This is a genomic window from Streptomyces sp. NPDC054863 (assembly GCF_053610825.1).
The window spans coordinates 17439-37842 of record NZ_JBSGZD010000021.1; the positions used below are offsets into that span (position 1 = coordinate 17439).

16 protein-coding genes and 1 pseudogene are annotated in these 20404 nt (G+C 71.2%); 6 read left to right on the forward strand and 11 right to left on the reverse strand.

What is annotated here, in order from left to right:
• Positions 1–51: 51 nt before the first annotated feature.
• Complete coding sequence (locus ACWGIG_RS06870; protein ID WP_453320496.1) at positions 52–1122, forward strand: ATP-dependent DNA ligase; 1071 nt, start codon at positions 52–54, stop codon at positions 1120–1122.
• A gap of 18 nt (positions 1123–1140) precedes the next feature.
• Here the strand turns inward: ACWGIG_RS06870 and ACWGIG_RS06875 are convergent, their stop codons facing one another.
• Positions 1141–2562, reverse strand: a complete 1422-nt coding sequence (locus ACWGIG_RS06875) for an NAD(P)/FAD-dependent oxidoreductase (RefSeq protein ID WP_453320465.1) — start codon at positions 2560–2562, stop codon at positions 1141–1143.
• Between the two features lie 229 nt (positions 2563–2791).
• Here ACWGIG_RS06875 and ACWGIG_RS06880 point away from each other — a divergent pair, with 229 nt between their 5' ends.
• The 3 genes and pseudogenes from ACWGIG_RS06880 to ACWGIG_RS06890 all read left to right on the forward strand — a co-directional run.
• Positions 2792–3127 (forward strand): WhiB family transcriptional regulator, encoded by a 336-nt coding sequence (locus ACWGIG_RS06880; RefSeq protein WP_453320466.1) that lies wholly within the window; start codon positions 2792–2794, stop codon positions 3125–3127.
• Positions 3128–3245: 118 nt separating this feature from the next.
• Positions 3246–4892: a GMC family oxidoreductase gene (locus tag ACWGIG_RS06885; protein WP_453320467.1), complete on the forward strand. Its 1647-nt coding sequence runs from the start codon at positions 3246–3248 to the stop codon at positions 4890–4892.
• A gap of 297 nt (positions 4893–5189) precedes the next feature.
• Positions 5190–6391: pseudogene (locus ACWGIG_RS06890) on the forward strand (SDR family NAD(P)-dependent oxidoreductase); the annotation flags it as partial.
• 121 nt (positions 6392–6512) lie between these two features.
• Here ACWGIG_RS06890 and ACWGIG_RS06895 read toward each other — a convergent pair.
• The 4 genes from ACWGIG_RS06895 to leuA all read right to left on the reverse strand — a co-directional run bounded on the left by ACWGIG_RS06895 (position 6513) and on the right by leuA (position 11775).
• Positions 6513–7439 (reverse strand): chitosanase, encoded by a 927-nt coding sequence (locus tag ACWGIG_RS06895; protein WP_453320468.1) that lies wholly within the window; start codon positions 7437–7439, stop codon positions 6513–6515.
• Positions 7440–7899: 460 nt separating this feature from the next.
• Positions 7900–8877 (reverse strand): acyl-ACP desaturase, encoded by a 978-nt coding sequence (locus tag ACWGIG_RS06900; protein WP_453320469.1) that lies wholly within the window; start codon positions 8875–8877, stop codon positions 7900–7902.
• A 122-nt stretch (positions 8878–8999) separates the two neighbouring features.
• Positions 9000–9779 carry a dimethylargininase gene (gene ddaH / locus ACWGIG_RS06905; protein ID WP_453320470.1) on the reverse strand — a complete coding sequence of 260 codons (780 nt, stop codon included), beginning with the start codon at positions 9777–9779 and terminating at the stop codon, positions 9000–9002.
• A gap of 292 nt (positions 9780–10071) precedes the next feature.
• Positions 10072–11775, reverse strand: a complete 1704-nt coding sequence (gene leuA / locus ACWGIG_RS06910) for a 2-isopropylmalate synthase (protein WP_453320497.1) — start codon at positions 11773–11775, stop codon at positions 10072–10074.
• 218 nt (positions 11776–11993) lie between these two features.
• Here leuA and ACWGIG_RS06915 point away from each other — a divergent pair, with 218 nt between their 5' ends.
• Positions 11994–12683: a FadR/GntR family transcriptional regulator gene (locus tag ACWGIG_RS06915; RefSeq protein WP_453320471.1), complete on the forward strand. Its 690-nt coding sequence runs from the start codon at positions 11994–11996 to the stop codon at positions 12681–12683.
• A 93-nt stretch (positions 12684–12776) separates the two neighbouring features.
• Here ACWGIG_RS06915 and ACWGIG_RS06920 read toward each other — a convergent pair whose 3' ends face one another.
• From ACWGIG_RS06920 to ACWGIG_RS06940, 5 genes are all read right to left on the reverse strand, one after another.
• Positions 12777–15059, reverse strand: a complete 2283-nt coding sequence (locus ACWGIG_RS06920; RefSeq protein ID WP_453320472.1) for an ATP-binding cassette domain-containing protein — start codon at positions 15057–15059, stop codon at positions 12777–12779.
• Between the two features lie 43 nt (positions 15060–15102).
• Complete coding sequence (locus ACWGIG_RS06925; protein WP_453320473.1) at positions 15103–16767, reverse strand: ABC-F family ATP-binding cassette domain-containing protein; 1665 nt, start codon at positions 16765–16767, stop codon at positions 15103–15105.
• 444 nt (positions 16768–17211) lie between these two features.
• Positions 17212–17622, reverse strand: coding sequence for an SsgA family sporulation/cell division regulator (locus ACWGIG_RS06930; protein ID WP_453320474.1), 411 nt, complete (start codon positions 17620–17622; stop codon positions 17212–17214).
• Between the two features lie 114 nt (positions 17623–17736).
• Positions 17737–18201 carry a (4Fe-4S)-binding protein gene (locus ACWGIG_RS06935; RefSeq protein WP_453320475.1) on the reverse strand — a complete coding sequence of 155 codons (465 nt, stop codon included), beginning with the start codon at positions 18199–18201 and terminating at the stop codon, positions 17737–17739.
• A 16-nt stretch (positions 18202–18217) separates the two neighbouring features.
• Complete coding sequence (locus ACWGIG_RS06940) at positions 18218–18526, reverse strand: GNAT family N-acetyltransferase (protein WP_453320476.1); 309 nt, start codon at positions 18524–18526, stop codon at positions 18218–18220.
• Positions 18527–18689: 163 nt separating this feature from the next.
• On the opposite strand from ACWGIG_RS06940, the gene ACWGIG_RS06945 reads away from it, so the two are divergent.
• Positions 18690–19775, forward strand: a complete 1086-nt coding sequence (locus tag ACWGIG_RS06945; RefSeq protein ID WP_453320477.1) for a WD40/YVTN/BNR-like repeat-containing protein — start codon at positions 18690–18692, stop codon at positions 19773–19775.
• 292 nt (positions 19776–20067) lie between these two features.
• On the opposite strand, the gene ACWGIG_RS06950 is transcribed toward ACWGIG_RS06945, so the two are convergent.
• A complete protein-coding gene (locus tag ACWGIG_RS06950) occupies positions 20068–20367 on the reverse strand; it encodes a YciI family protein (RefSeq protein WP_453320478.1) in 300 nt (99 codons plus the stop codon).
• Between the last annotated feature and the right edge of the window lie 37 nt (positions 20368–20404).

Sequence of the window (20404 nt, forward strand, 5' to 3'; positions counted from 1 at the left end):
AACGCGTCACCGCCGCCGGAACCCACGCACTCGTCACCACCGCCGGGACCGATGAATCTCCCCGTCATGCCCCCGGTGAAGCCGATGCTGGCCAAGGCGGTGAAGAAGATCCCGCCCGGCATGCAGTACGAGGCCAAGTGGGACGGCTTCCGGGCGATCGTGCACCGGGACGGCGCCGAGCTGGTCATCGGCAGCCGCACCGGCAAGCCGCTGACCCGCTACTTCCCGGAACTCGTGGCCGGGCTGCTCGCCCAGCTCCCGCCCCGCTGCGTCGTCGACGGCGAGATCGTGATCGCGCAGGACGGCCGCCTCGACTTCGAGCGGCTCTCCGACCGCATCCACCCCGCCGATTCCCGCATCAAGCTCCTGGCGGAGCAGACCCCGGCGAGTTTCGTCGCCTTCGACCTGCTGGCGCTGGAGGACCTGGCACTCCTCGACGTGCCCCTCGCGCAGCGGCGCAAGGCCCTCGCCGACGTGCTGGAGGACGTGGGTCCGCCCGTGTACCTGGCGCCCGCGACCACGGATCCGCAGGTCGCGCAGATGTGGTTCGAGCGGTTCGAGGGGGCGGGCCTGGACGGGGTGATCGCGAAGCCCCTGACGCTGCCGTACCGGCCGGACGCCCGCCTCATGTACAAGATCAAGCACGAGCGGACCGCGGACTGCGTCGTCGCGGGCTACCGGCTGCACAAGACGGCGGGCCCGGTGGTCGGCTCGCTGCTGCTCGGCCTGTACGACGCGGAGGGCCGCCTCCAGCACGTCGGCGCCTCCTCCGCCTTCACCATGCAGCGCCGCAAGGAACTCGTCGAGGAGCTGGAACCGCTGCGCCTGGCCCCGGGCGCCGACCACCCGTGGGCGGACTGGGCGGACCAGGCCGCCCACGAGGCGAACCGGCTCCCGGGCAGCCAGAACCGCTGGAACAGCGGCAAGGACCAGTCGTGGGTGGCCCTCGCCCCTTCGACGGTCTGCGAGGTGGCCTACGACCACATGCAGGGCACCCGGTTCCGGCACACCACCCAGTTCCGCAGATGGCGGCCGGACCGGACGCCGGAGTCCTGCACGTACGGCCAGCTGGAGGAGCCGGTGAGCTACGACCTGAGCGAGGTGCTGGGAACGACGGCCTGACCTCCTGGGCCCCCGCCCCTACCGCGAAGTGACCTTCTCCCACTCCTCCCGGCTCGGCCCCACCGGGCCCGGCTCCCAGCTCGGGTGGGCCGCCAGCCAGTCCGCGAGGTGCTGCTGCACCTCCGGGTCCTCGTACACCGCCCGGGGCAGTTCCTGGAGGTGCCGCACCCGGGCGCGCGCCCGGCCCACCACCGGGTCGGACAGACCGCACACCAGCATCGCGGCGCGCTGCCTGTCCAGTCCGGTCGGCGGCTCGGTCGACCGTTCGGCGTAACGCTGCCCGATCGCGTCGTCCGTCTGCACCTGTACGTCGAACCACGGCCTGAGCGTGCGCACCGCCCACGCGTGGTACGCGCCGGCGAACAGCGCGCCCGCCGGATCCGCACCCCCGTCCACGTGGTCCGCCAGCCACCGGGCCGCCCACAGGGAGAGCGAAATCCCCTGCCCCATCGTCGGGTTGGTGTGCGCGAGGCTGTCCCCGACGGGGAGCAGACCCGTGACGACCGGGCCCTCGGCGTCGACCAGTGCGCTCCACCGGTTGTCGAGCCCGGCCATCGGCAGCACGTCGGACAGCGGCTCGGCGCCGATGGAGAGCCAGGCGGCGCCCGGCGAGAAGGCCCGGGCCGCCGTCTCGAAGACGGCCGGGTCGCGCAGTGCCGTACGGGTCGGGTCGTCGGTGTGCAGGAAGAGCGCGATGCCGAACACGCGGTTGTCGCACGGGAAGGCCGCGCACCCGCCGAAGGATCCCCCGGTCAGCGCGAGCGGCCCGCGCGGCCCCTCGGACTGGCCCTCCGGCAGCCGGTACCAGCGGCAGAAGTACGCGATTCCGGTACGGTGCCGCTCCACGACCGGCGGCCGGCACCCGGCCCCGGCCAGCCAGTCGGCGGTCCTGATCCGCCGCCCGCCGGAGTCGATCACGACGTCCGCCGCGAAGTCACCGCGCTCGGTGCGCACCCCTGTCACCCGGGGGACACCGTCCTCGTCGCCCTGTCCGTCCTGCCCGAAGACCAGCCCCGTGACCGGCTCCCCGTACCGCAGGGTTGCGGTCGGCTCGGCCCGCAGCGCGTCGTACAGGACCGTCTCCACGAGGATGCGCCGCGTCTGCACCATGACCAGGTGCTCGTCTCCCTCGCGTGCCTGAGTGGGCTCCGCGAAGCCGGCCAGCTCGTGGTACTCACTGGCGCCGCGCCGCAGCAGCTCCCCGTACACGTCGGGAAGTTCCTCCTTCAGTACGGCCCGGGCCGCGCCCAGCAGGGTGTGCGGCTGGACGGCCTGCGGGACGGTGACGGGGCGCGGCCAGTCGAAGAAGTCCGCGTCCAGGTCGCCGCAGGGCGCGCGGGAGTCCCGCTCGAAGAGCGTGACGGGGTGCCCGCGCCTGGCCAGGAGCAGTGCGGTGGACAGTCCGGCGACACCGCCGCCGATCACTGCGAAGTCGGTCATATCGCGTACTCCTCAAGGAAGTTGATCTGATGCCGGACCACTGTCACTTCCCCCGGTCGGCCCAGCTTCGAAACGACTCCTGGAGCGTACGGAGGAACGCCTCGGCCCGTTCGTGCGGGGGTGCCGACGCCGGAAGCGGGAAGGCGGGCGCGGCCGTGTGAAGCCGACCGGTCGCGCCGTTGAACTCTCGTTGATCAAACGTTGATCCGGACCGGGCAGCGTGGTCCGCATGCCGATCAACAACACCTACTCCATCGACTGCGACACCTTCTCCGCCGGTGCCTTCTCCGCCGGCGCCTTCTCCACGGACGCCTTCTCCGCCGACAGCGAGCCCTCCTGGCGGGAGAGCGCGCTGTGTGCCCAGACCGGCCCGGAGTTCTTCTTCCCCGAGCCCGGCAGCTCCACCCGCGAGGCCAAGCGGCTGTGCGGCGCGTGCGACATGCGGACCGCCTGCCTGGAGTACGCCCTCACCCACGACGAGCGGTTCGGCGTCTGGGGCGGGCTCTCCGAGAAGGAGCGGTACACGCTGCGGCGAGCGCGCGCCGACGAGCGTCTCGGCGGCTGACCCCCGAGCCCGGACGGTGCACCCTCCGTCGCGTACGCACTGGTAACACGGCTTCCCGGCAGTCATGCTGGTCCTCAGCGATCGACACCAAGTCCAACAGTCGTCCAGGGGAGCCGCGTTGAGCCGTCGCAAGCACCAGCACCCGCAGGGCCGGCACCCGCAGGGGTCCGGGGCCACATTCGCGTACGACTACCTCGTCGTCGGCGCCGGATCGGCGGGCTGTGTGCTCGCGGCCCGTCTCTCCGAGGACCCCACCGTGCGCGTCGCGCTCATCGAGTCCGGCGGCCCCGACCGGCGCTCCAAGCCGGAGATCCGGATGCCTGCGGCGTTCGCCAAGCTCTTCAAGACCCCCTACGACTGGGACTTCTCCACCACCAAGCAGGAGAACCTCGACGGGCGCGAACTCTACTGGCCGCGCGGCCACGTGCTCGGCGGCAGCTCCTCGATCAACGCCATGATGTGGGTGCGCGGCCACCGTGCCGACTACGACGCATGGGGCGAGGCGGCGGGCCACGAGTGGTCGTACGACGAGTTCGTACGGTACTTCCGGCGCGCGGAGCGGTGGACGGGACACACGCCCGCGCACACCGGATACGGCACCGAGGGGCCGCTGTTCATCTCGCCGCCGCGCGACCCCAGCCCGCTCACCGCCGCCTTCCTGGACGCCTGCCGCGAAGCAGGCATCGACGAACTGTCCGAGCTGACAGGCCCCGACCACAGCGGCTGCGCGATCACCCCGCTCAACCAGCGGCGCGGCAGCCGCTGGAGCGCCGCCGACGGCTACCTCGGACCCGCGCGCCGACGCCCCAACCTGGACGTCCTCACCGGGGCCCGGGTACGGCGGCTGCGCTTCGACGGGGACACCGACCGGGTGGTCGGCGTCGAGGCCGACGGCGTACCCGGCACGCTCACCGCTCGCCGGGAGGTCATCCTCTGTGCCGGAGCCGTCGGCTCCCCGTACCTCCTCCTGCACTCGGGCATCGGCGACCCGGACGAGCTGCGCGCCGCCGGAATCACCCCGCGGGTGGCCTCGCCCGAGGTGGGGCGCCACCTCCAGGACCACCTGTCGACCGCCGTCACCCTGCGCTGCCCCGACCCGATCACCCTCACCGGCGCCGACACCCCGGCGAACCTCGCCCGCTACCTCGTGGCCGGCCGCGGACCGCTCACCTCCAACATCGCCGAGGCCGTCGCCTTCCTCCGGAGCACGCCCGGGCTCGCCGCCCCCGACCTGGAACTGATCTTCGCTCCGGTGCCGTTCATCGAGCACGGGCTCACCCCGCCCGCCGAACACGGCCTCACCATCGGCGTCGTCCTCCTCCAGCCCGGCAGCCACGGCCGCATCACGCTCACCGGGCCCGACACCGGGGCGGGACCCCGTATGGAACCCGGCTACCTCACGGACGAGTCCGATCTGCGCCGCATCGTGACGGGCGTACGGCGCGCCGAGGAACTCTTCGCGGGCCGCGCGCTCGCCCCGTACACCGGCGGCCCCATGGGCCTCTACCCCGGTGTCGTCGGCGACGAGGAACTGGCCGCCGCCCTGCGCGGCTCGCTCGAAACCCTCTACCACCCGACCGGCACCTGCCGGATGGGCCGCGACCCCGGGTCGGTCACCGACCCCCGGCTGCGGGTCAGGGGGGTCGAGGGGCTGCGCGTCGTCGACGCGTCCGTCATGCCGCACATCACCCGGGGCCACACCCATGCGCCGACCGTCGCCTTGGCAGAGAAGGCGGCGGAACTGGTGCGGGAGGACGCCAGGTAGACCCCCGGCAGCTTCCCCCGGGGGCCAGGAAGCCACCCGTGAGGATCACCGCAGGCCGGCCAGGACCGCAGGGCGACGGCAGCCGCGCCCGGCGTCTGTCGGGCCGTACGGGGGGAACACGTGCAGCACACGGCCGACTGGGCGTCCGGGCCGATACCGGAGGGGGCCCGTGACGCGGCTTCCGACGCGGAGCCCGGGCCGGACGCGGTCTCCGACGCGGAGCCCGGGCCGGACGCGGTCTCCGACGCGGAGCCCGGGCCGGACGCGGTCTCCGACGCGGAGCCCGGGCCGGAACCGGTGTCCGACGCGGAGCCCGGGCCGAACGCGGCCTCCGGCGCGGAGATCGCCGCCTTCGCCCGCACGGTCGAGAAGCTGCGGGCCCTCCCCGTCGACGACCCCGCCCGGCTGCGCACCGAACAGATCGCCGGAACGTACGTCCGTGAAGGCCGCCACCGTCGGCGCAGGGCCCGCAGGGAGGCCGACAGGCCGGCCGACCACGCGACCGTGGCCGCCACCACGACCGGGGCCGCCGACCGGCGCGAGGACGCCCCACTGGCGCGGCCTGCGAAGTCCGGAGCCTTCGTCCGCCCGCGTCGCTGCTACGTCTGCAAGCGGCCCTACCGGCACGTCGACGCCTTCCACCACGCGCTCTGCCCGGACTGCGCCGCCGACAACACCGCACGCCGCGCCCTGGCCACCGACCTCTCCGGGCGGCGGGTCCTGCTCACCGGCGGCCGGGTCAAGATCGGCTTCCAGCTCGCCCTGATGATGCTCCGCGACGGCGCCGAACCCCTGGTCACCTCCCGCTTTCCGCACGACACGCTGGCCCGCTTCCGGGCCGCGGAGGGCAGCGAGAAGTGGCTCGACCGGCTCACCGTCGTCGCCGTCGACCTGCGCGACCCACGCCAAGTACTGGGTCTGTGCGATCAGTTGAGGGAGACGGGCGAACCGCTGGACATCCTGGTGAACAACGCGGCCCAGACGGTGCGCCGACCGCCCCAGTCGTACGCCGCGCAGCGGCGGGGGAGCGCGGGAAGCTGCCCGCCGAAGTGCTGCGGGCCCCGGGTTGCGCGCCGCTGACCACCGAACTCTCTTTGGCAAGCGGTGCGTTGGCCCTCGTGCTGCCCGAAGGGACGGCCGAGGCAGGGCTGTTGCCCGATCCGTCGCCCGTGAATTCCTGGTCCGTCCGCCTCGGCTCCGTCGACCCGGCCGAACTCCTGGAGACCCAGCTCGTCAACGCGCTGGCCCCCGCCCTGCTCTGCGACCGGCTGCTCCCGCTGCTGCCGGCCTCGCCGCGCCCGCGCCGGTACGTGATCAACGTGACGGCGGTCGAGGGGCGGTTCGCCGTACGCAACAAGACCGGCGGCCACCCGCACACCAACATGGCCAAGGCCGCCCTCAACATGCTCACCCGCACCAGCGCGGCCGAGCTCGCCGTCCAGGGCGTCCACATGTGCAGCGTCGACACGGGCTGGATCACGGACGAGCACCCGGCCCCCCTCAGGCCCCTCCGGGCCCGGCCTCTCCGGCCTCTCCGGTCCGGAGCGAGGCCGTCCGGGCGGCCCGCTCCCCGGCCGGTTCCCGTCCCCCGGCCGGTTCCCGTCCCCCGGCCGGTTCTCGTCAGCGCGTGATGCGGAACGCCTCGTCGTACATCTTCCACTCCAGCGGGGGCTTCAGGTCCATGTTGTTCTTCTGGAGGAAGACCTTCTGGGCGGTGTCGATGCGGGACGTGTCGTTGAGCTTCTTCTTCGTCCGGAGCACCTCGCGCGTCTCGTGCAGGAACGCGGTCAGGTAGGCCTTCTCGGCCTTCTTCTTGTCCTTGGCGTCCGTCTCGGCGGGCGCCTTGGCCTTCTTGCGGGCCAGGTCGCGGATGCCGTAGAAGCCGCGCGGGTCGATGCCGGGGCCGTGCAGCACCATCGCGTCGTAGTAGATGAACTGGCCGAGCGTGCCCAGACCGTCCATCTTGGCGAGGTCGACCGCGGGCTTGAAGTAGTACTTGTCGCGGGCGGCGTCCTGCGCCTTGATGAAGTCCGGCTCCTTCGCCGCCTGCTTCCACGCCTTGGGGAGGCCGGGGTCGAGGCCCTCGTGCGAGGCGCTGCCGTCGACCTTCTCCAGTGCGGGGATGAAGACGGCGAGCGGGTTGTCCGGATGGGACTTGGTGTAATCCTGGATCAGCTGGAGCATGTCGTGCGTGCCCGAGGTGAAGCCGATGACGCCGGCCGTGTAGCCGTTGCCGTCGCCGACGTCGCGGATCGACGCGTACTGGCCGCGCCAGTTGGTCGTCGAGTTCTCCGCGGTGGAGATGATCTGCGCTGCCATCTCCTTGGCGGCGGGGGCCGCGAGACCGGGAGGCAGCTTGGCTATCAGCTCCTGGTCGGTCTTGGGCTTCTTGGCCTCGGCGGCCGCATCGGCCCCACCGGACGCTTCCGCGTTCTCGTACGGGTCGACATAGATCGGGTCGTCCCCCTTGGGGTTGCCGCCGAACACTGCGGTGGCAACGATGGCGACCGGGGCGCCGATGAGGACTAGACGGGTGAGAGGTTTCACGCCCGACAGATTACGTGGCGCGGGCGCGCGCCCTGCGCGGAGATCCCCTCTTCACCGCTGCGACCCTTCGCGCCCGGCAGGCGAAATCGCCACAGATCCTTCACGGCGCGGAACAGGACCGAGCAGCTCCGCGATCGGCGCTCCCCGCTGCCGCACTCCCGGCATACTCATCAACTCGCCTTGTATGCAGTGAAGTTGACGGCTGCCGGCGAACCCTGGCCGGTCTCGGGGGAGCCGGGGGAGCACGATTCTTGTGGGCGCGAACCGGCCGTTCTCGCGGCCCTGGCGGGCCGGGATGCGGAGTGGGTCACCGTGCGCCCCGACGACCCGGATCGTTACGTGCGCGGCAGCGCGACGGGCTGTTGTGTACGCGGCAGTGTGACGCGTCACGCTGCACCGCCGCCCGGTCCTGCCGGAGGGCCGGGGGATCACCCTTCCCGCCCCTCCGGCAGCACACCGCTTACGCCCCGGCCGCCCGCGCCGCCTTCCGGGCCAGCCTCGCCGCCAGCTTCTCGTCGAACTTCGACGCCTCCGAGTCCAGCCCGCTCATGTAGAGCCCGAGCTCCTCCTGGGCCTTCAGGCCCTCGGGGCCGAGCCCGTCGATGTCGAGGACCTTGAGGAAGCGCAGCACCGGCTGGATCACGTCGTCGTGGTGGATCCGGATGTTGTAGACCCCGCCGATCGCCATCTGCGCCGCGGCCCGCTCGAAGCCCGGCATGCCGTGTCCCGGCATCCGGAAGTTCACGACCACGTCCCGCACGGCCTGCATGGTCAGGTCGGGGGCGAGCTGGAAGGCGGCGCCCAGCAGGTTCCGGTAGAAGACCATGTGCAGGTTCTCGTCCGTGGCGATCCGGGCCAGCATCCGGTCGCACACCGGGTCGCCGGACTGGTGGCCGGTGTTCCGGTGCGAGATGCGGGTGGCGAGCTCCTGGAAGGCGACGTACGCGACCGAGTGCAGCATCGAGTGCCGGTTGTCGGACTCGAAGCCCTCGCTCATGTGCACCATCCGGAACTGCTCCAGCTTGTCCGGGTCCACCGCCCGCGAAGCGAGCAGGTAGTCGCGCATCACGATGCCGTGCCGGCCCTCCTCGGCGGTCCAGCGGTGCACCCAGGTGCCCCACGCGCCGTTCCGGCCGAAGAGCGACGCGATCTCATGGTGGTAGCTGGGGAGGTTGTCCTCGGTCAGCAGGTTCACGACGAGCGCGACCTTGCCGATCTCCGTGACCTTGGACTGCTCCGGGTCCCAGGCCTGGCCGTCCTCGAAGAAGCCGGGGAAGTTCCGGCCGTCCGACCACGGCACGTACTCGTGGGGCATCCAGTCCTTGGTGACCGACAGGTGGCGGTTGAGTTCCTTCTCCACCACCTCTTCCAGCGCGAACAGCAGCTTGGCGTCGGTCCACGCCTCCGAGCTGCCGAGATGGGGAGAGGTGATCGTCACGGGTACTCCAGGGGGATGGGGACGAGGCGGTTACCTACGGCTTCGTAGGTTACGAGACCGTAGGTTAAGCGCGGTGTGAGCGCGGAGCCAAGTCCCCGTCCGCTATTTCCTGCTACATACCGTTATGTATGCAGGTCGCGAAGGCGTACCGAGAGACAAGTCACGCAGCCCTCCAGCTTTTCGAACTCGCTGATGTCCACCGGAACGGGTGTGAATCCAAGATCCGCGAACAGTTCCGCCGACTTCGGCGCGCTCGACGCCATGAGGACCGTGTTCCCGTCGAGCACGACGACATGCGGGCCCGCCTCCTCCGGCACGGAGAGGAAGCGAGGGAACGCCGTCACGCTGTCCACCAGCGGCTCGTACCCCACGACAGTCCCGTCCGGCAGCGCCGTCACGGCCGACTTCAGGTGCAGTACCCGGCTCACCGGCACCGCCACGACCCGCGCCCCGAGCGGCTCGAACGCCGCCCGCAGCTGACGGACCCCCTCCGCATTGGTCCGCCCGCCCCGCCCCACGTACACGGTGTCGCCGACCTTCAGCACGTCTCCGCCGTCCAGGGTCCCCGGCTCCCGCACCCGGTTCACCGAGCACCCGAGCCGCTCCGCCAGCACCGACTCCACGGCCGCCGTCTCCGGCCGCCGGGACACCGCCCCCGACCGCCCCATCAGGGCGACATTGCGGAACATCACCACCGAATCCTCGACGAACACCCCGTCCGGGCAGCCGTCGAGCGGCTCCACCTCCACCGTCTCCCAGCCGTGCGCCCGCAGCGCCCCGACGTACGACTCCCACTGCGCGAAGGCCAACTCCACGTCCACCGGCGTCCGTTCGAGATGCGTCACCAGCCCCTCGGCGAGACGCGGGCTCGGGCGGCGGACCAGGGCTTTTCTGCTGGGCATGCGATTTCTCCGATACGTGTACGGGGCCGACGAAACGAGCCCGGCGCACATGCGGACGGGCCCGCCGCTCGAACGTATCGAACGACGGGCCCGCCCCGGCGGCAGAGCTTCGGCTCCTCCACGGCAGATCCTCAGAGTGCGACCCGGCTCCTCCGTGTCCGCACGCTCCACCGGCCCCCGTCACGCGTCAGCAGGACCGGGTGTGCGAAGCAGCCGCCGACCAGCTCGCTCGTCAGCGCATCGGATCGCACGCGAAGCACTTCGACGGGACGGAACGGCTGATGTGCCGTCATCAAGCAGCCCCCTGTGCCCTGTTGACGGCAGACAGCACTGCCCGCACCGTCGCCGTCAGCACCGAGGTGTCCTGCCCCGCGCCCCACCACACGGCCCCGCCGATCCGGCACTCCGCGTACGCCACGGCCGGACTGCCGGGGCCGCTCCCGGTGGAATGCTCGGCGTACCCGAGGATGTCGACCTCGATGCCCGCCTCCGCGAGGGCCGCGGTGAAGGCGGCGACGGGCCCGTTCCCGGAACCCTTGAAGCGGGCCGGCGGCGCGCCGTCGAAACCGATGTCGCACACCAACTCATGGGCGCCGGGCCCGACCTCGGACGCCTCGTACCACGGCACGGACACCGGCCCTTCGACCCCGGGGGAGAGGTACACCGTACGGAACAGCTCCCACAGCTCCTCCGTGCTCGCCTCCCGCCCGCTGTCGTCGGTGGTCCGCTGCACCGCCTTCGAGAAGTCCGGCCGCATCCCGCGCGGCAGGTCGATCCCGTAACCGGTCTGCAGCAGATAGGCGATGCCGCCCTTGCCGGACTGGCTGTTGACCCGGATCACCGCCTCGTACGTCCGCCCGATGTCGGCCGGATCGATCGGCAAGTACGGTACGGACCAGGGCAGTTCCCGCTCCCCTACGCCCTCGGCCGCGGCCCGTCGCGCATGCGCGGCCAGGCCCTTGCTGATGGCGTCCTGGTGGGTGCCGGAGAACGCGGTGTGCACGAGGTCGCCGGCGTACGGATGGCGGACCGGGACGGGCAGCCGGTTGCAGTGCTCGACCACCTCCCGTACGGCGTCGATGTCGGTGAGGTCGACCCCCGGATCGACGCCCTGGGTGTGCAGGTTGAGGGCGAGCGTGACCAGGTCGACGTTGCCGGTGCGCTCGCCGTTGCCGAACAGGCAGCCCTCGACGCGCTGTGCCCCCGCCAGCACGGCCAGTTCGGCGCAGGCCACCCCCGTACCGCGGTCGTTGTGCGGGTGCACGGAGAGGATCACCGCGTCGCGTCGCGCCAAGTGCCGGTGCATGTACTCGATCTGATCGGCGTAGACGTTCGGGGTGGCGATCTCGACCGTGGCCGGGAGGTTGTGGACGACCGGGCGGTCCGGGGAGGCGTCCCACAGCTCGCTCAGGCCGTTGCAGACCTCCAGGACGAAGTCGGGCTCGGTGAGGTTGAAGACCTCGGGCGAGAACTGGAAGCGGATGTCGGCGTCCGGCCGCTGTTCCGCGAGCCGCAGCACGTCCTTCGCACCCTCCCTGACCAGTGCGTGCACCTCGTCGCGGGACCGGCCCAGGACGGTGTCGCGCCAGGTGGGAGCGGTGGCCGTGTAGAGGTGCACGACCGTGTGCGGCAGCCCCTCGATCGACTCGAAGGTGCGCTCGACGAGGTCGCGGCGGGCCGGGGTGAAGACCACTGTGGTCACGTCGTCGGGCACGGCGCCGCTCGTCGCCAGATGCCGTACGAAGTCGAAGTCGGTGCGGCTCGCGGACGGATAGCCGACCTCGATCTCCTTGTAGCCCATGGCGACGAGCAGATCGAAGAACTTGCGCTTGCGGCCGGTGTCCATCGGCTCGGCCAGGGCCTGGTTGCCGTCCCGCAGATCGACCGGCACCCACAGCGGTGCCTGCTCGATGCGGCGGGTGGGCCAGGAGCGGTCGGCGTCGGCCAGCGGTACACACACGCGCTCGTGGGCCGGACGATAGCGGTGGGACGGCATGGGACTGGGCTGTTGCGGATTCCAGGTGTGCACGGTCACGCTCACGGTCGGAGATTCCTTCGGTCGTCCACGGTCGGCCGACCGGCAGCACGGCACCCCGCGGCGGGGTGCCGGTCGTCTCAGGCCCCGCCGCGGCAACCGAGAAGAAGCCCGCGAAATCGCATGGCGGCTACACTAACCACACCTCAAGTCCTCAGACAACCTGACAGGTGAAATTTATGACGCTCGGCGCCCTCCGCCCCACACCCCTGGTGGAACAGGCCATTGCGCATCTGCGTGAGCAGATCACCGGAGGCCACTGGCCGGTCGGCACCAAGATCCCCGGCGAGACGACCCTCGCCAAGACCCTCGGTGTCGGCCGCTCCACCGTCCGTGAGGCGCTGCGCGCCCTGTCCGGGGCGGGGCTGCTGCGGGCCCGCCAGGGCTCCGGCGTCTTCGTCATCGCCACCGAGCCCGAGGAGGACTGGGCGACCCGCCTGCGCCGGGCCGCGATCACCGATGTGTACGAGGTGCGGATGCTGGTCGAGGTCCAGGCGGCCCGGCTCGCCGCCGGGCGCCGGACCGAGGACGACGTCACCGCGCTCCGGGCGGCGATGGCGACGCGGCGGCGGGCCGTGCCGGGGGGAGACGCGGCGTTCGTGGACGCCGACATCGCCCTCCACGCTGTCGTCGTCGACGCCGCCCACAACCCGGTCCTGACCTCGCTGTTCGCGGAGTTCCGCCCCGTTCTGCGGGCCGGATTGATCGACATGGTCGAGCTGACCGGGCTGCGCACGCAGGACCGCGGCTGCGGGGAGGCCGGACACGAGGAGCTGGTGGAAGCGGTGGCGCGGGGGGACGCCGATGCCGCCGGGCGCGCCCTCCAGGCCGAGCTGGAGGGCACACAGGCCCGGCTCCGGGCGCTCTAGCGCTCCAGTGCTCCCGTGCTCCAGTGTTCTGTGGGGTTCCCGGTGCGGGTCCGCTGTGGCTGGTCGCGCGGTTCCCCGCGCCCCCGGGGTCCGTCAGCGGGCCGTCGAGGAGTGGAGGTGGCGGCGCAAGTGCTCGGCGGTGAACGATTTCTGAAGCTGCATCAGCTCGCTCGGTGTTCCCTCGAACACGATCTCCCCGCCGTGCTTGCCGCCGTCCGGGCCCAGGTCGATCACCCAGTCCGCGCGCTTCACCACGTCCAGGTTGTGCTCGACGCAGATCACCGAGTTCCCGGCGTCGACCAGCCGGTCGAGGAGCGCGACCAGGGTGTCGACGTCCGCCATGTGCAGACCGGTCGTCGGCTCGTCCAGTACGTAGACGCTGCCGGTCCGGTGCAGTTGGGTGGCCAGCTTGATGCGCTGCCGCTCGCCGCCGGACAGCGAACTCAGCGGCTGACCGAGGGTCAGGTACCCCAGCCCGACCTCGTGCAGGGTCTCCAACCTCCTTGCGATCAGCGGCTCTTCGAAGAACTCCAGCGCCCGCGTCACCGGCATCTCCAGCACGTCCACGATCGACATGCCGCCCACCCGGTGCTCCAGCACCTCGTCCTGGAAGCGCCGGCCCTCGCACGCCGGGCACACCGTCGTCACCGGGTCCATGAAAGCCAGGTCGGTGTACAGGACGCCCCGGCCGGAGCAACCCCCGCACGCACCGGCGGAGTTGAAGGAGAAGAGGGACGCATCGACCCCGTTCTCCCTCGCGAAGATCCGGCGGATCGCGTCCATGATGCCTACGTACGTCGCCGGGGTGGACCGCGAGGAGACCCCGATCGCCCCCTGGTCGATGACGATCGCCTCCGGGTGCACGGCCGTGAACACCTCCGACACCAGCGTCGACTTGCCCGAACCCGCCACCCCCGTCACCACGGTGAGCACCCCGGTCGGGAAGGCGGTGTCGACGCCCTTGAGGTTGTGCAGGGAGGCCCCGGTGACCGGCAGCCACCCGGTGGGGGAGCGGAAAGACTCCTTGAGCGGGGTGCGCCGGCGCAGACACCGGCCGGTCGGGGTGTCCGCCCCGCGCAGCTGAGCCACCGGCCCCTCGAAGACGACGAGACCGCCGTCCGTGCCCGCGCCGGGGCCGATGTCCACCACGTGGTCCGCGACCGCCATCACGTCCGGGTCGTGCTCCACCACCAGCACCGTGTTGCCCTTGTCCCGCAGGCGTACCAGCAGATCGTTCAGCCGCCCCACGTCCCGCGGGTGCAGGCCCACACTCGGCTCGTCGAAGATGTACGTCAGCCCGGTCAGTGAACTCCCCAGGTGCCGCACCATCTTGAGCCGCTGGCCCTCGCCCCCGGACAGCGTCGTGGTCTCCCGGTCCAGGCTCAGATATCCGAGCCCGATCCCCACCAGGCGCTCAAGCCGTTCCCGCGCGGCAGCCGCGATCGGGGACGCCACCGGGTCGTCGATCCGGCCCAGCACCTCCACCAGGTCGGCGACCTCCATGGAGACGTAGTCCCGTACGGAAAGACCGTCGATCCGGGACTTCAGCGCGGCCTCGTTCAGCCGCGCCCCCTCGCAGCTCCCGCACACGCCCTCCACGGTCAACTCGGCTGCGGCGTCACGTGACTTGGCGGACAGCGAGCCGGTGTCCCGTTTCAGGAAGAGCCGCTCGAAACGGTTGACGAGACCCTCGGAGTCCACCTCCACCGTGCCGGACTTCATCCGCAGTGCCACCTTGGTGCCGTCCGCGCCCCGCGCCCCGTACAGCAGTCGGGCACGCTCCTCGGGTCCGTACTCGCACAGTGGTTTGTCCGGGTCGAAGAGGTCGTTGTGGGCGTAGAGCTTCCACTGCCAGCTGCCCACGGAGGAACCGGGCACCCGCAGGGCGCCGCCGTTGAGCGACTTCGACCAGTCGATCGCCCTGTCGAGGTCGAGGCGGACCGTACGGCCGACCCCGTCGCAGGTGGTGCACATGCCGCTCGGGTCGTTGAACGAGTACGCCGTCGCCGGACCGGCGCTCGGGACCCCGTACCGGGAGAACAGCACCCGGATCACCGAGTAGATGTCGGTCATGGTGCCGACGGTCGACCGGACGTTGCCGCCGATCGGCTTCTGGTCGACGACGATCGCCACCGACAGGTCGTCGATCGCGTCCACCAGCGGCCGTTCGTACTTCGGCAGGCGGTTGCGGAGGAACCAGGTGAAGGTCTCGTTGAGCTGTCGCTGCGACTCGACCGCGATGGTGTCGAAGACGACGGAGGACTTGCCGGAGCCCGAGACCCCGGTGAAGACGATGATCTTGCCTTTGGGGAGGGCGAGGGAGACGTCCCGGAGGTTGTTCTCCCTCGCACCCGTGACCACGATGTTCGATGCCATGACATCGACGCTAGGACTCATACCCGACACCTTCTGTCGGGTATCAGATCGCTGCTTCGGCCTCCGAGGCCTCCGCAGGGCCCTCTCCGGCAGCCTCCGGCTCCGCCCCCAGCCGCAGCCGTCGGGTGATCCCGATCGACCTCAGGAAGGGCTCGTCGTGGCTGGCCACGATCAGCGCCCCCTCGTACGCCTGCAGCGCCTCGGTCAGTTGGCGCACGCTCGCCATGTCGAGGTTGTTCGTCGGCTCGTCGAGCATCAGGAGCTGCGGCGCGGGATCCGCGAGCAGCAGCGCGGCGAGGGTCGCCCGGAAGCGCTCGCCGCCCGACAGCGTGCCCACCGCCTGGTCCGCCCTGGCCCCCTTGAAGAGGAACCGCGCCAGCCGCGCCCTGATCAGGTTGTTCGTCGCGGACGGCGCGAGGAGCGCCACGTTCTGCGCGACGCTCAGCGAGTCGTCCAGCACATCGAGCCGCTGCGGCAGGAAGCGCATCGGCACCAGCCTCTCCACCTCCCCCGACAGCGGTTCCAGCTGCCCGGCGACCGTGCGCAGCAGGGTGGTCTTGCCCGCGCCGTTGCGTCCGGTCAGCGCGACCCGCTCGGGCCCGCGCAACTCGAACTCCCCGTCCAGACGCGCCCCGTACGGCATTACCAGGTCGCGGACGCGCAGTACGCCCCGCCCCGGGTGGACCGTGGTGTACGGCAGCTCGATGCGTACCTCCGCGTCCTCGCGCACCAACTCCTCGGCCTCGCCCAGTCGTTCACGGGCCTCCTTCAGCCTCTCCGTATGCATGATCCTGTGCTTGCCCGCCGACTCCTGCGCGGCGCGCTTGCGCAGCCCCATCACGATCTTCGGCTCGCGCTTCTGGTCCTGCATCTTCTGTCCGTACTTCTTGCGCTTCGCCAACTTCATCTGGGCCTCGGCCAGTTCGCGCTTCTGCTTCTGCACATCGGCCTCGGCGACGCGCACCATGCGCGTCGCGGCCTCCTGCTCGACGGCGAGGGCCTCCTCGTACTCGGAGAAGGTGCCGCCGTACCAGCGGACCTCGCCGTCGCGCAGATCGGCGATCTGGTCGACCCGCTCCAGGAGCTCCCGGTCGTGACTGACCAGGACGAGCACCCCGGAGTAGGCCGACACGGCGTCGTACAGCCGCTGCCGTGCGTACAGGTCGAGGTTGTTCGTCGGCTCGTCGAGCAGCAGCACGTCGGGCCTGCGCAGCAGCAGGGCGGCCAGCCGCAGCAGGACGGACTCGCCGCCCGACACCTCGCCGATGGTGCGGTCGAGACCGATGTGGCCGAGGCCCAGCTCGCCGAGCGTGGCCAGTGCGCGCTCCTCCACGTCCCAGTCGTCGCCGATCGCGGCGAAGTTCTCCTCGCTCGCGTCACCGGCCTCGATGGCGTGCAGCGCGGCGCGCTTGCCGGCGATCTCCAGTGCCTCGTCGACGCGCAGCCCGGTGTCGAGCACCAGGCTCTGTGGCAGGTAACCGATGCTGCCCGCCGCCTTCACCTTGCCGCCGGCCGGGGTGAGCTCCCCGGCGAAGAGCTTCAGCAGGGTCGACTTGCCCGAACCGTTGACCCCGATGAGGCCGGTACGGCCGGGTCCCACGGCGATCTGGAAGTCCTCGAAGACGGGGGTGCCGTCCGGCCAGGAGAAGGAGAGGGCGGTGCAGGTGAGCGAAGTGCTCCGGGGCTGTGCAGAGGGGTGGGTAGACACGAGGGCCTCCAGGTTGCGGTGAGTGATTCCGGGCAACTGGTGGAGACACCGAAAACGTGCGGACCTCGCGTCAGGGCGATGACGCTCGCGTCAGGGCAATGACGGCGGAGAAGAGAAGCCCCGAGCGGGAGAAGACGGCTCGAACGCCGAGGTCGCACACGGCACGCGGAAGAGTGCAGACCACTCACAGGTGGCTGCCTCGCGGCACGGTGTCCCAGACCTCAGACGCGCAACGGCCTTCTCCAATCGACGACAACAGGGCGAGAGGAACGTTACGCCCGCCGATTCGACGGACGCAAATGATTTCTCGGTCCGCTGCGGAGCGGAGGGATCCTGCGGGGCGGAGGGATCCTGCGGGACGGATGCATCCTGCGGGGCGGAGGCATCCTGCGGGCCGGGAGATCCTGCGGGGCCCGGAGCGCGGGGCCCCGGCTCTGCACCCCCTCAGCTGCTGAGCAGCTGGGCCAGGTCCTGGTCGACGTCCAGGAACCGGTGCTCGGTCCCGTGCGGCACCAGCTCCTGCGTCTGGCGCAGGAACGCCCGCAGCTCGGAGGTCCTGATGTGCACCATCGCGATCCCCTCCGCGGCATGCAGCTCCAACACGGTCCGCCCGAACCCGTACGGCCGCAGTTGTACGTCACCGACGCCGGCCTCCTCCTCAAGGCCGGTGGCAAGCAGCTCCCGGGCGAAGGTCCACACCACCTCGATGCCCTCCAGGGTCGCCGGGGGAGGGAAGGTCATGTGGACGGCGAAGGGGTCCGTGCGGTCGTAGCTCAGCGTCGCGGGGACGTTCTCCAGCTGCGGCGCGGTGGAGATCAGACGGGCCTGCACGGCCTGCTCGATGACGGTGGACAAGGCCAGCACCTCTCATGCTCGGTGGATGCGTCCTGCCGCCCCGGAAGACGTAGGAACGCGCGATTCCGTGCACACGGAACGGGCGTGAGCTGCATCACCCGTCTCCGGCTGCAATCACGTCGAGCCGCAGACACCTGCGTGGTCGCAGTACGGCTGGTTCCCGCTGGCACCGCAGCCACACAGGATGACCCGTGTCTCATGGTGCGGACCGTGTGAACCGTCGACCCTGAGTTCTCCCCTGATCACCAACTGGCCCACCGCATTGCGGACGACCACCGTCGGGGTTTCGCCGGTTTCGGCGGGCCCGTCCCGAAGCCGGTACTGCAGGGCACCGCTCGGGCAGCGTCCGATCACCTCGGTGACCCGCTCCGGCGGAGCGGCGTCCGGGGAGACCCAGGGACGTCTCTTCAGGTCGAAGACCTCCGGCAGTCCGCGTACGCACTCGGCCGCGTGCAGACAGCGACCGGGATCGAAGGTCACATCCACCCCCTCGCCCGGATACTCCTTGGCCTCCTTGGCCTTCTCATGCTGCTCGGCCTGCTCGGCCTGCGGCTGTTCACCGCTCTCGTTCGTGCTCATGACCGGGCTCCCGCCGTCAGTCCTTCACCGAGCTGCGGCTCTGGTAGAGCAGGTCCTGGTACTCGGGATGGCGCTGGATCCAGCCCGAGTAGAACGGGCAGACCGCGAGGACCCGCAGTCCGGCGGCCCGCGCCTCGTCCAGCGACTGCCGGACGAGCGAGGCACCCACGCCCTTGCCCTCGAAGTCCGGTGCGACCTCGGTGTGCACGAAGGCGACGAGTTCGGGCGTACGGATGTACTGCGAGATTCCGGCCGTGCGATCCGATCCGTCCACCCGTGCCTCGTAGCGTCCCGCGTCCTGCGCGTCGATGATCTCGACTGCCATCCCGTCGCCTCCTCGGCTCTGGACCCACCGGCGGGATCCGGCATCCCGGCCCGCCGTCTGTGCCCACCATAGGAACGGGCACCCCTGCCCGCACTCTGGACGACAGCAGTCCGGTCCGCTAGCTTCCAGCGCCATGAGGGGTATGGGGAAGACGAGACGTGTGATGGCCGTGGGACTGAGTGCGGCGGCGGTCGCCGCGGCACTGGGCGCGGTTCCGGCACAGGCGGCGGGAGCGCGCGCGGAACCCGTCGTGGCGAAGGAGGGTGCGCACACTCCTTCCGGGTGGCGGCTCAAGGACACAGGCGTGACGGACGTACGTTTCCGGGGCCTCGCGGCGGTGAACCGGCACACCGCATGGGTGGCCGGCTCCAAGGGCACCGTGCTGCGCACCGCCGACGGGGGCCGCACCTGGGGAGACGTGTCGCCGCCGGGAGCGGGCGGACTGGAGTTCCGGGACATCGAGGCGTTCGACGGGCGGCGTGCGGTGGTGCTCGCCATCGGGGAGGGCGAGGCATCCCGGACGTACCGCACGGAGGACGGCGGCCGGACCTGGAAGGAGACCTTCCGCAACCCCGACCCCAAGGCCTTCTACGACTGCCTGACCTTCTTCGACCACCGCAACGGGCTGGCCATGAGTGACCCGGTCGACGGCAAGTACCGCATCCTGTCCACCGCGGACGGCGGCAAGTCCTGGAAGGTGCTCCCGGACAAGGGGATGCCGGAGGCGCTGCCGGGCGAGGCCGGGTTCGCGGCGAGCGGGCAGTGTCTGGTGAGCAACGGGCCGCGGGACGTGTGGCTGGCCACGGGCGGGGGCTCCCGGGGCCGGGTCCTGCACTCGGCGGACCGCGGTCTGACCTGGCGGGCGACGGACCTCTCGATCCCGGCAGGCGATCCTGCGCGGGGCGTCTTCGGAGTCGCCTTCCGGGACCGTACGCACGGGATCGCGGTCGGCGGCGACTACCGGGCGGGGCAGGCGTCGCCGGACGCGGCGGCGCTCACTTCCGACGGCGGCCGGACGTGGCGCCGGTCCACGACTCCGCCGACGGATTACCGCTCCGGCGTGACCTGGCTGCCGCACAGCCGGTCGGTGGCCCTTGCCGTCGGCCCGACGGGCACGGACGTGACGCTGAACGCGGGGCGCTCGTGGCGCAAGATCGACGGCGGCTCGTACGACACGGTGGACTGCACGGTGGATCTCGGGTGCTGGGCGGCGGGAGAGAAGGGGCGGGTGGCACGGCTGGAGTTCTGAGGACGTCGGGTCCGTCCCTCCCTCCCTTCCTCCCCCCGCCGGGGCCGGGCCCGCGGGGGGCGAGGGGGTCGTCGTGCGGGCCTGCGGGGCCGGTGGCGTCGTGCGGGTGCGTCGTGGCTGGTCGCGCAGTTCCCCGCGCCCCTAAATGCCTGCCCCCGATACCGCCGCCTCCTTGGGCAGCGGGGCCGCCCCCCCGGGGGGCGGGACGGGTGGGCAAGGGGGCGGCCCTCACGCGAAGCCCCGCCCCTTGCTCCGGCATACGCTCGCGACCGCCCCACACCCCCGCCCAGCGCTAAGCGACCGGTGCTTGGCGGTAAGGAGCCAGTCCCTCCACCGTCTTCGTCGCCACGAACTCCGTGACCCGGTAAGCGCACACCCCGCCCACGGTGAACGGGTCCGAGGCCGCCAGCGCCTCGATCTGCGCCCGCGACTCGGCGACCGCGAGGATCACTCCGCCGTCCCTCGGCTGCTTCCGGCCGGAGGCCAGGAACACCCCCGCCGCGTACTGCGCGTCCAGCCACGCCACGTGCTCGGTCATCAGCGCGTCCACCTGCTCGACGGGCGCGGTATAGGTCAACTCAAGTACGAACATGATCGCCAGCGTACCGACCGCGCCAGCCCCTCCACCC

Bases quoted from the DNA above. Each gene is read 5' to 3' on its own strand.
- ACWGIG_RS06870 (WP_453320496.1), top strand. From the start codon at position 52: ATGAATCTCCCCGTCATGCCCCCGGTGAAGCCGATGCTGGCCAAGGCG.
- ACWGIG_RS06875 (WP_453320465.1), bottom strand. From the start codon at position 2,562: ATGACCGACTTCGCAGTGATCGGCGGCGGTGTCGCCGGACTGTCCACC.
- ACWGIG_RS06880 (WP_453320466.1), top strand. From the start codon at position 2,792: ATGCCGATCAACAACACCTACTCCATCGACTGCGACACCTTCTCCGCC.
- ddaH (WP_453320470.1), bottom strand. From the start codon at position 9,779: ATGCCCAGCAGAAAAGCCCTGGTCCGCCGCCCGAGCCCGCGTCTCGCC.
- leuA (WP_453320497.1), bottom strand. From the start codon at position 11,775: ATGCCGTCCCACCGCTATCGTCCGGCCCACGAGCGCGTGTGTGTACCG.
- ACWGIG_RS06915 (WP_453320471.1), top strand. From the start codon at position 11,994: ATGACGCTCGGCGCCCTCCGCCCCACACCCCTGGTGGAACAGGCCATT.
- ACWGIG_RS06920 (WP_453320472.1), bottom strand. From the start codon at position 15,059: ATGGCATCGAACATCGTGGTCACGGGTGCGAGGGAGAACAACCTCCGG.
- ACWGIG_RS06935 (WP_453320475.1), bottom strand. From the start codon at position 18,201: ATGAGCACGAACGAGAGCGGTGAACAGCCGCAGGCCGAGCAGGCCGAG.
- ACWGIG_RS06940 (WP_453320476.1), bottom strand. From the start codon at position 18,526: ATGGCAGTCGAGATCATCGACGCGCAGGACGCGGGACGCTACGAGGCA.
- ACWGIG_RS06945 (WP_453320477.1), top strand. From the start codon at position 18,690: ATGGCCGTGGGACTGAGTGCGGCGGCGGTCGCCGCGGCACTGGGCGCG.
- ACWGIG_RS06950 (WP_453320478.1), bottom strand. From the start codon at position 20,367: ATGTTCGTACTTGAGTTGACCTATACCGCGCCCGTCGAGCAGGTGGAC.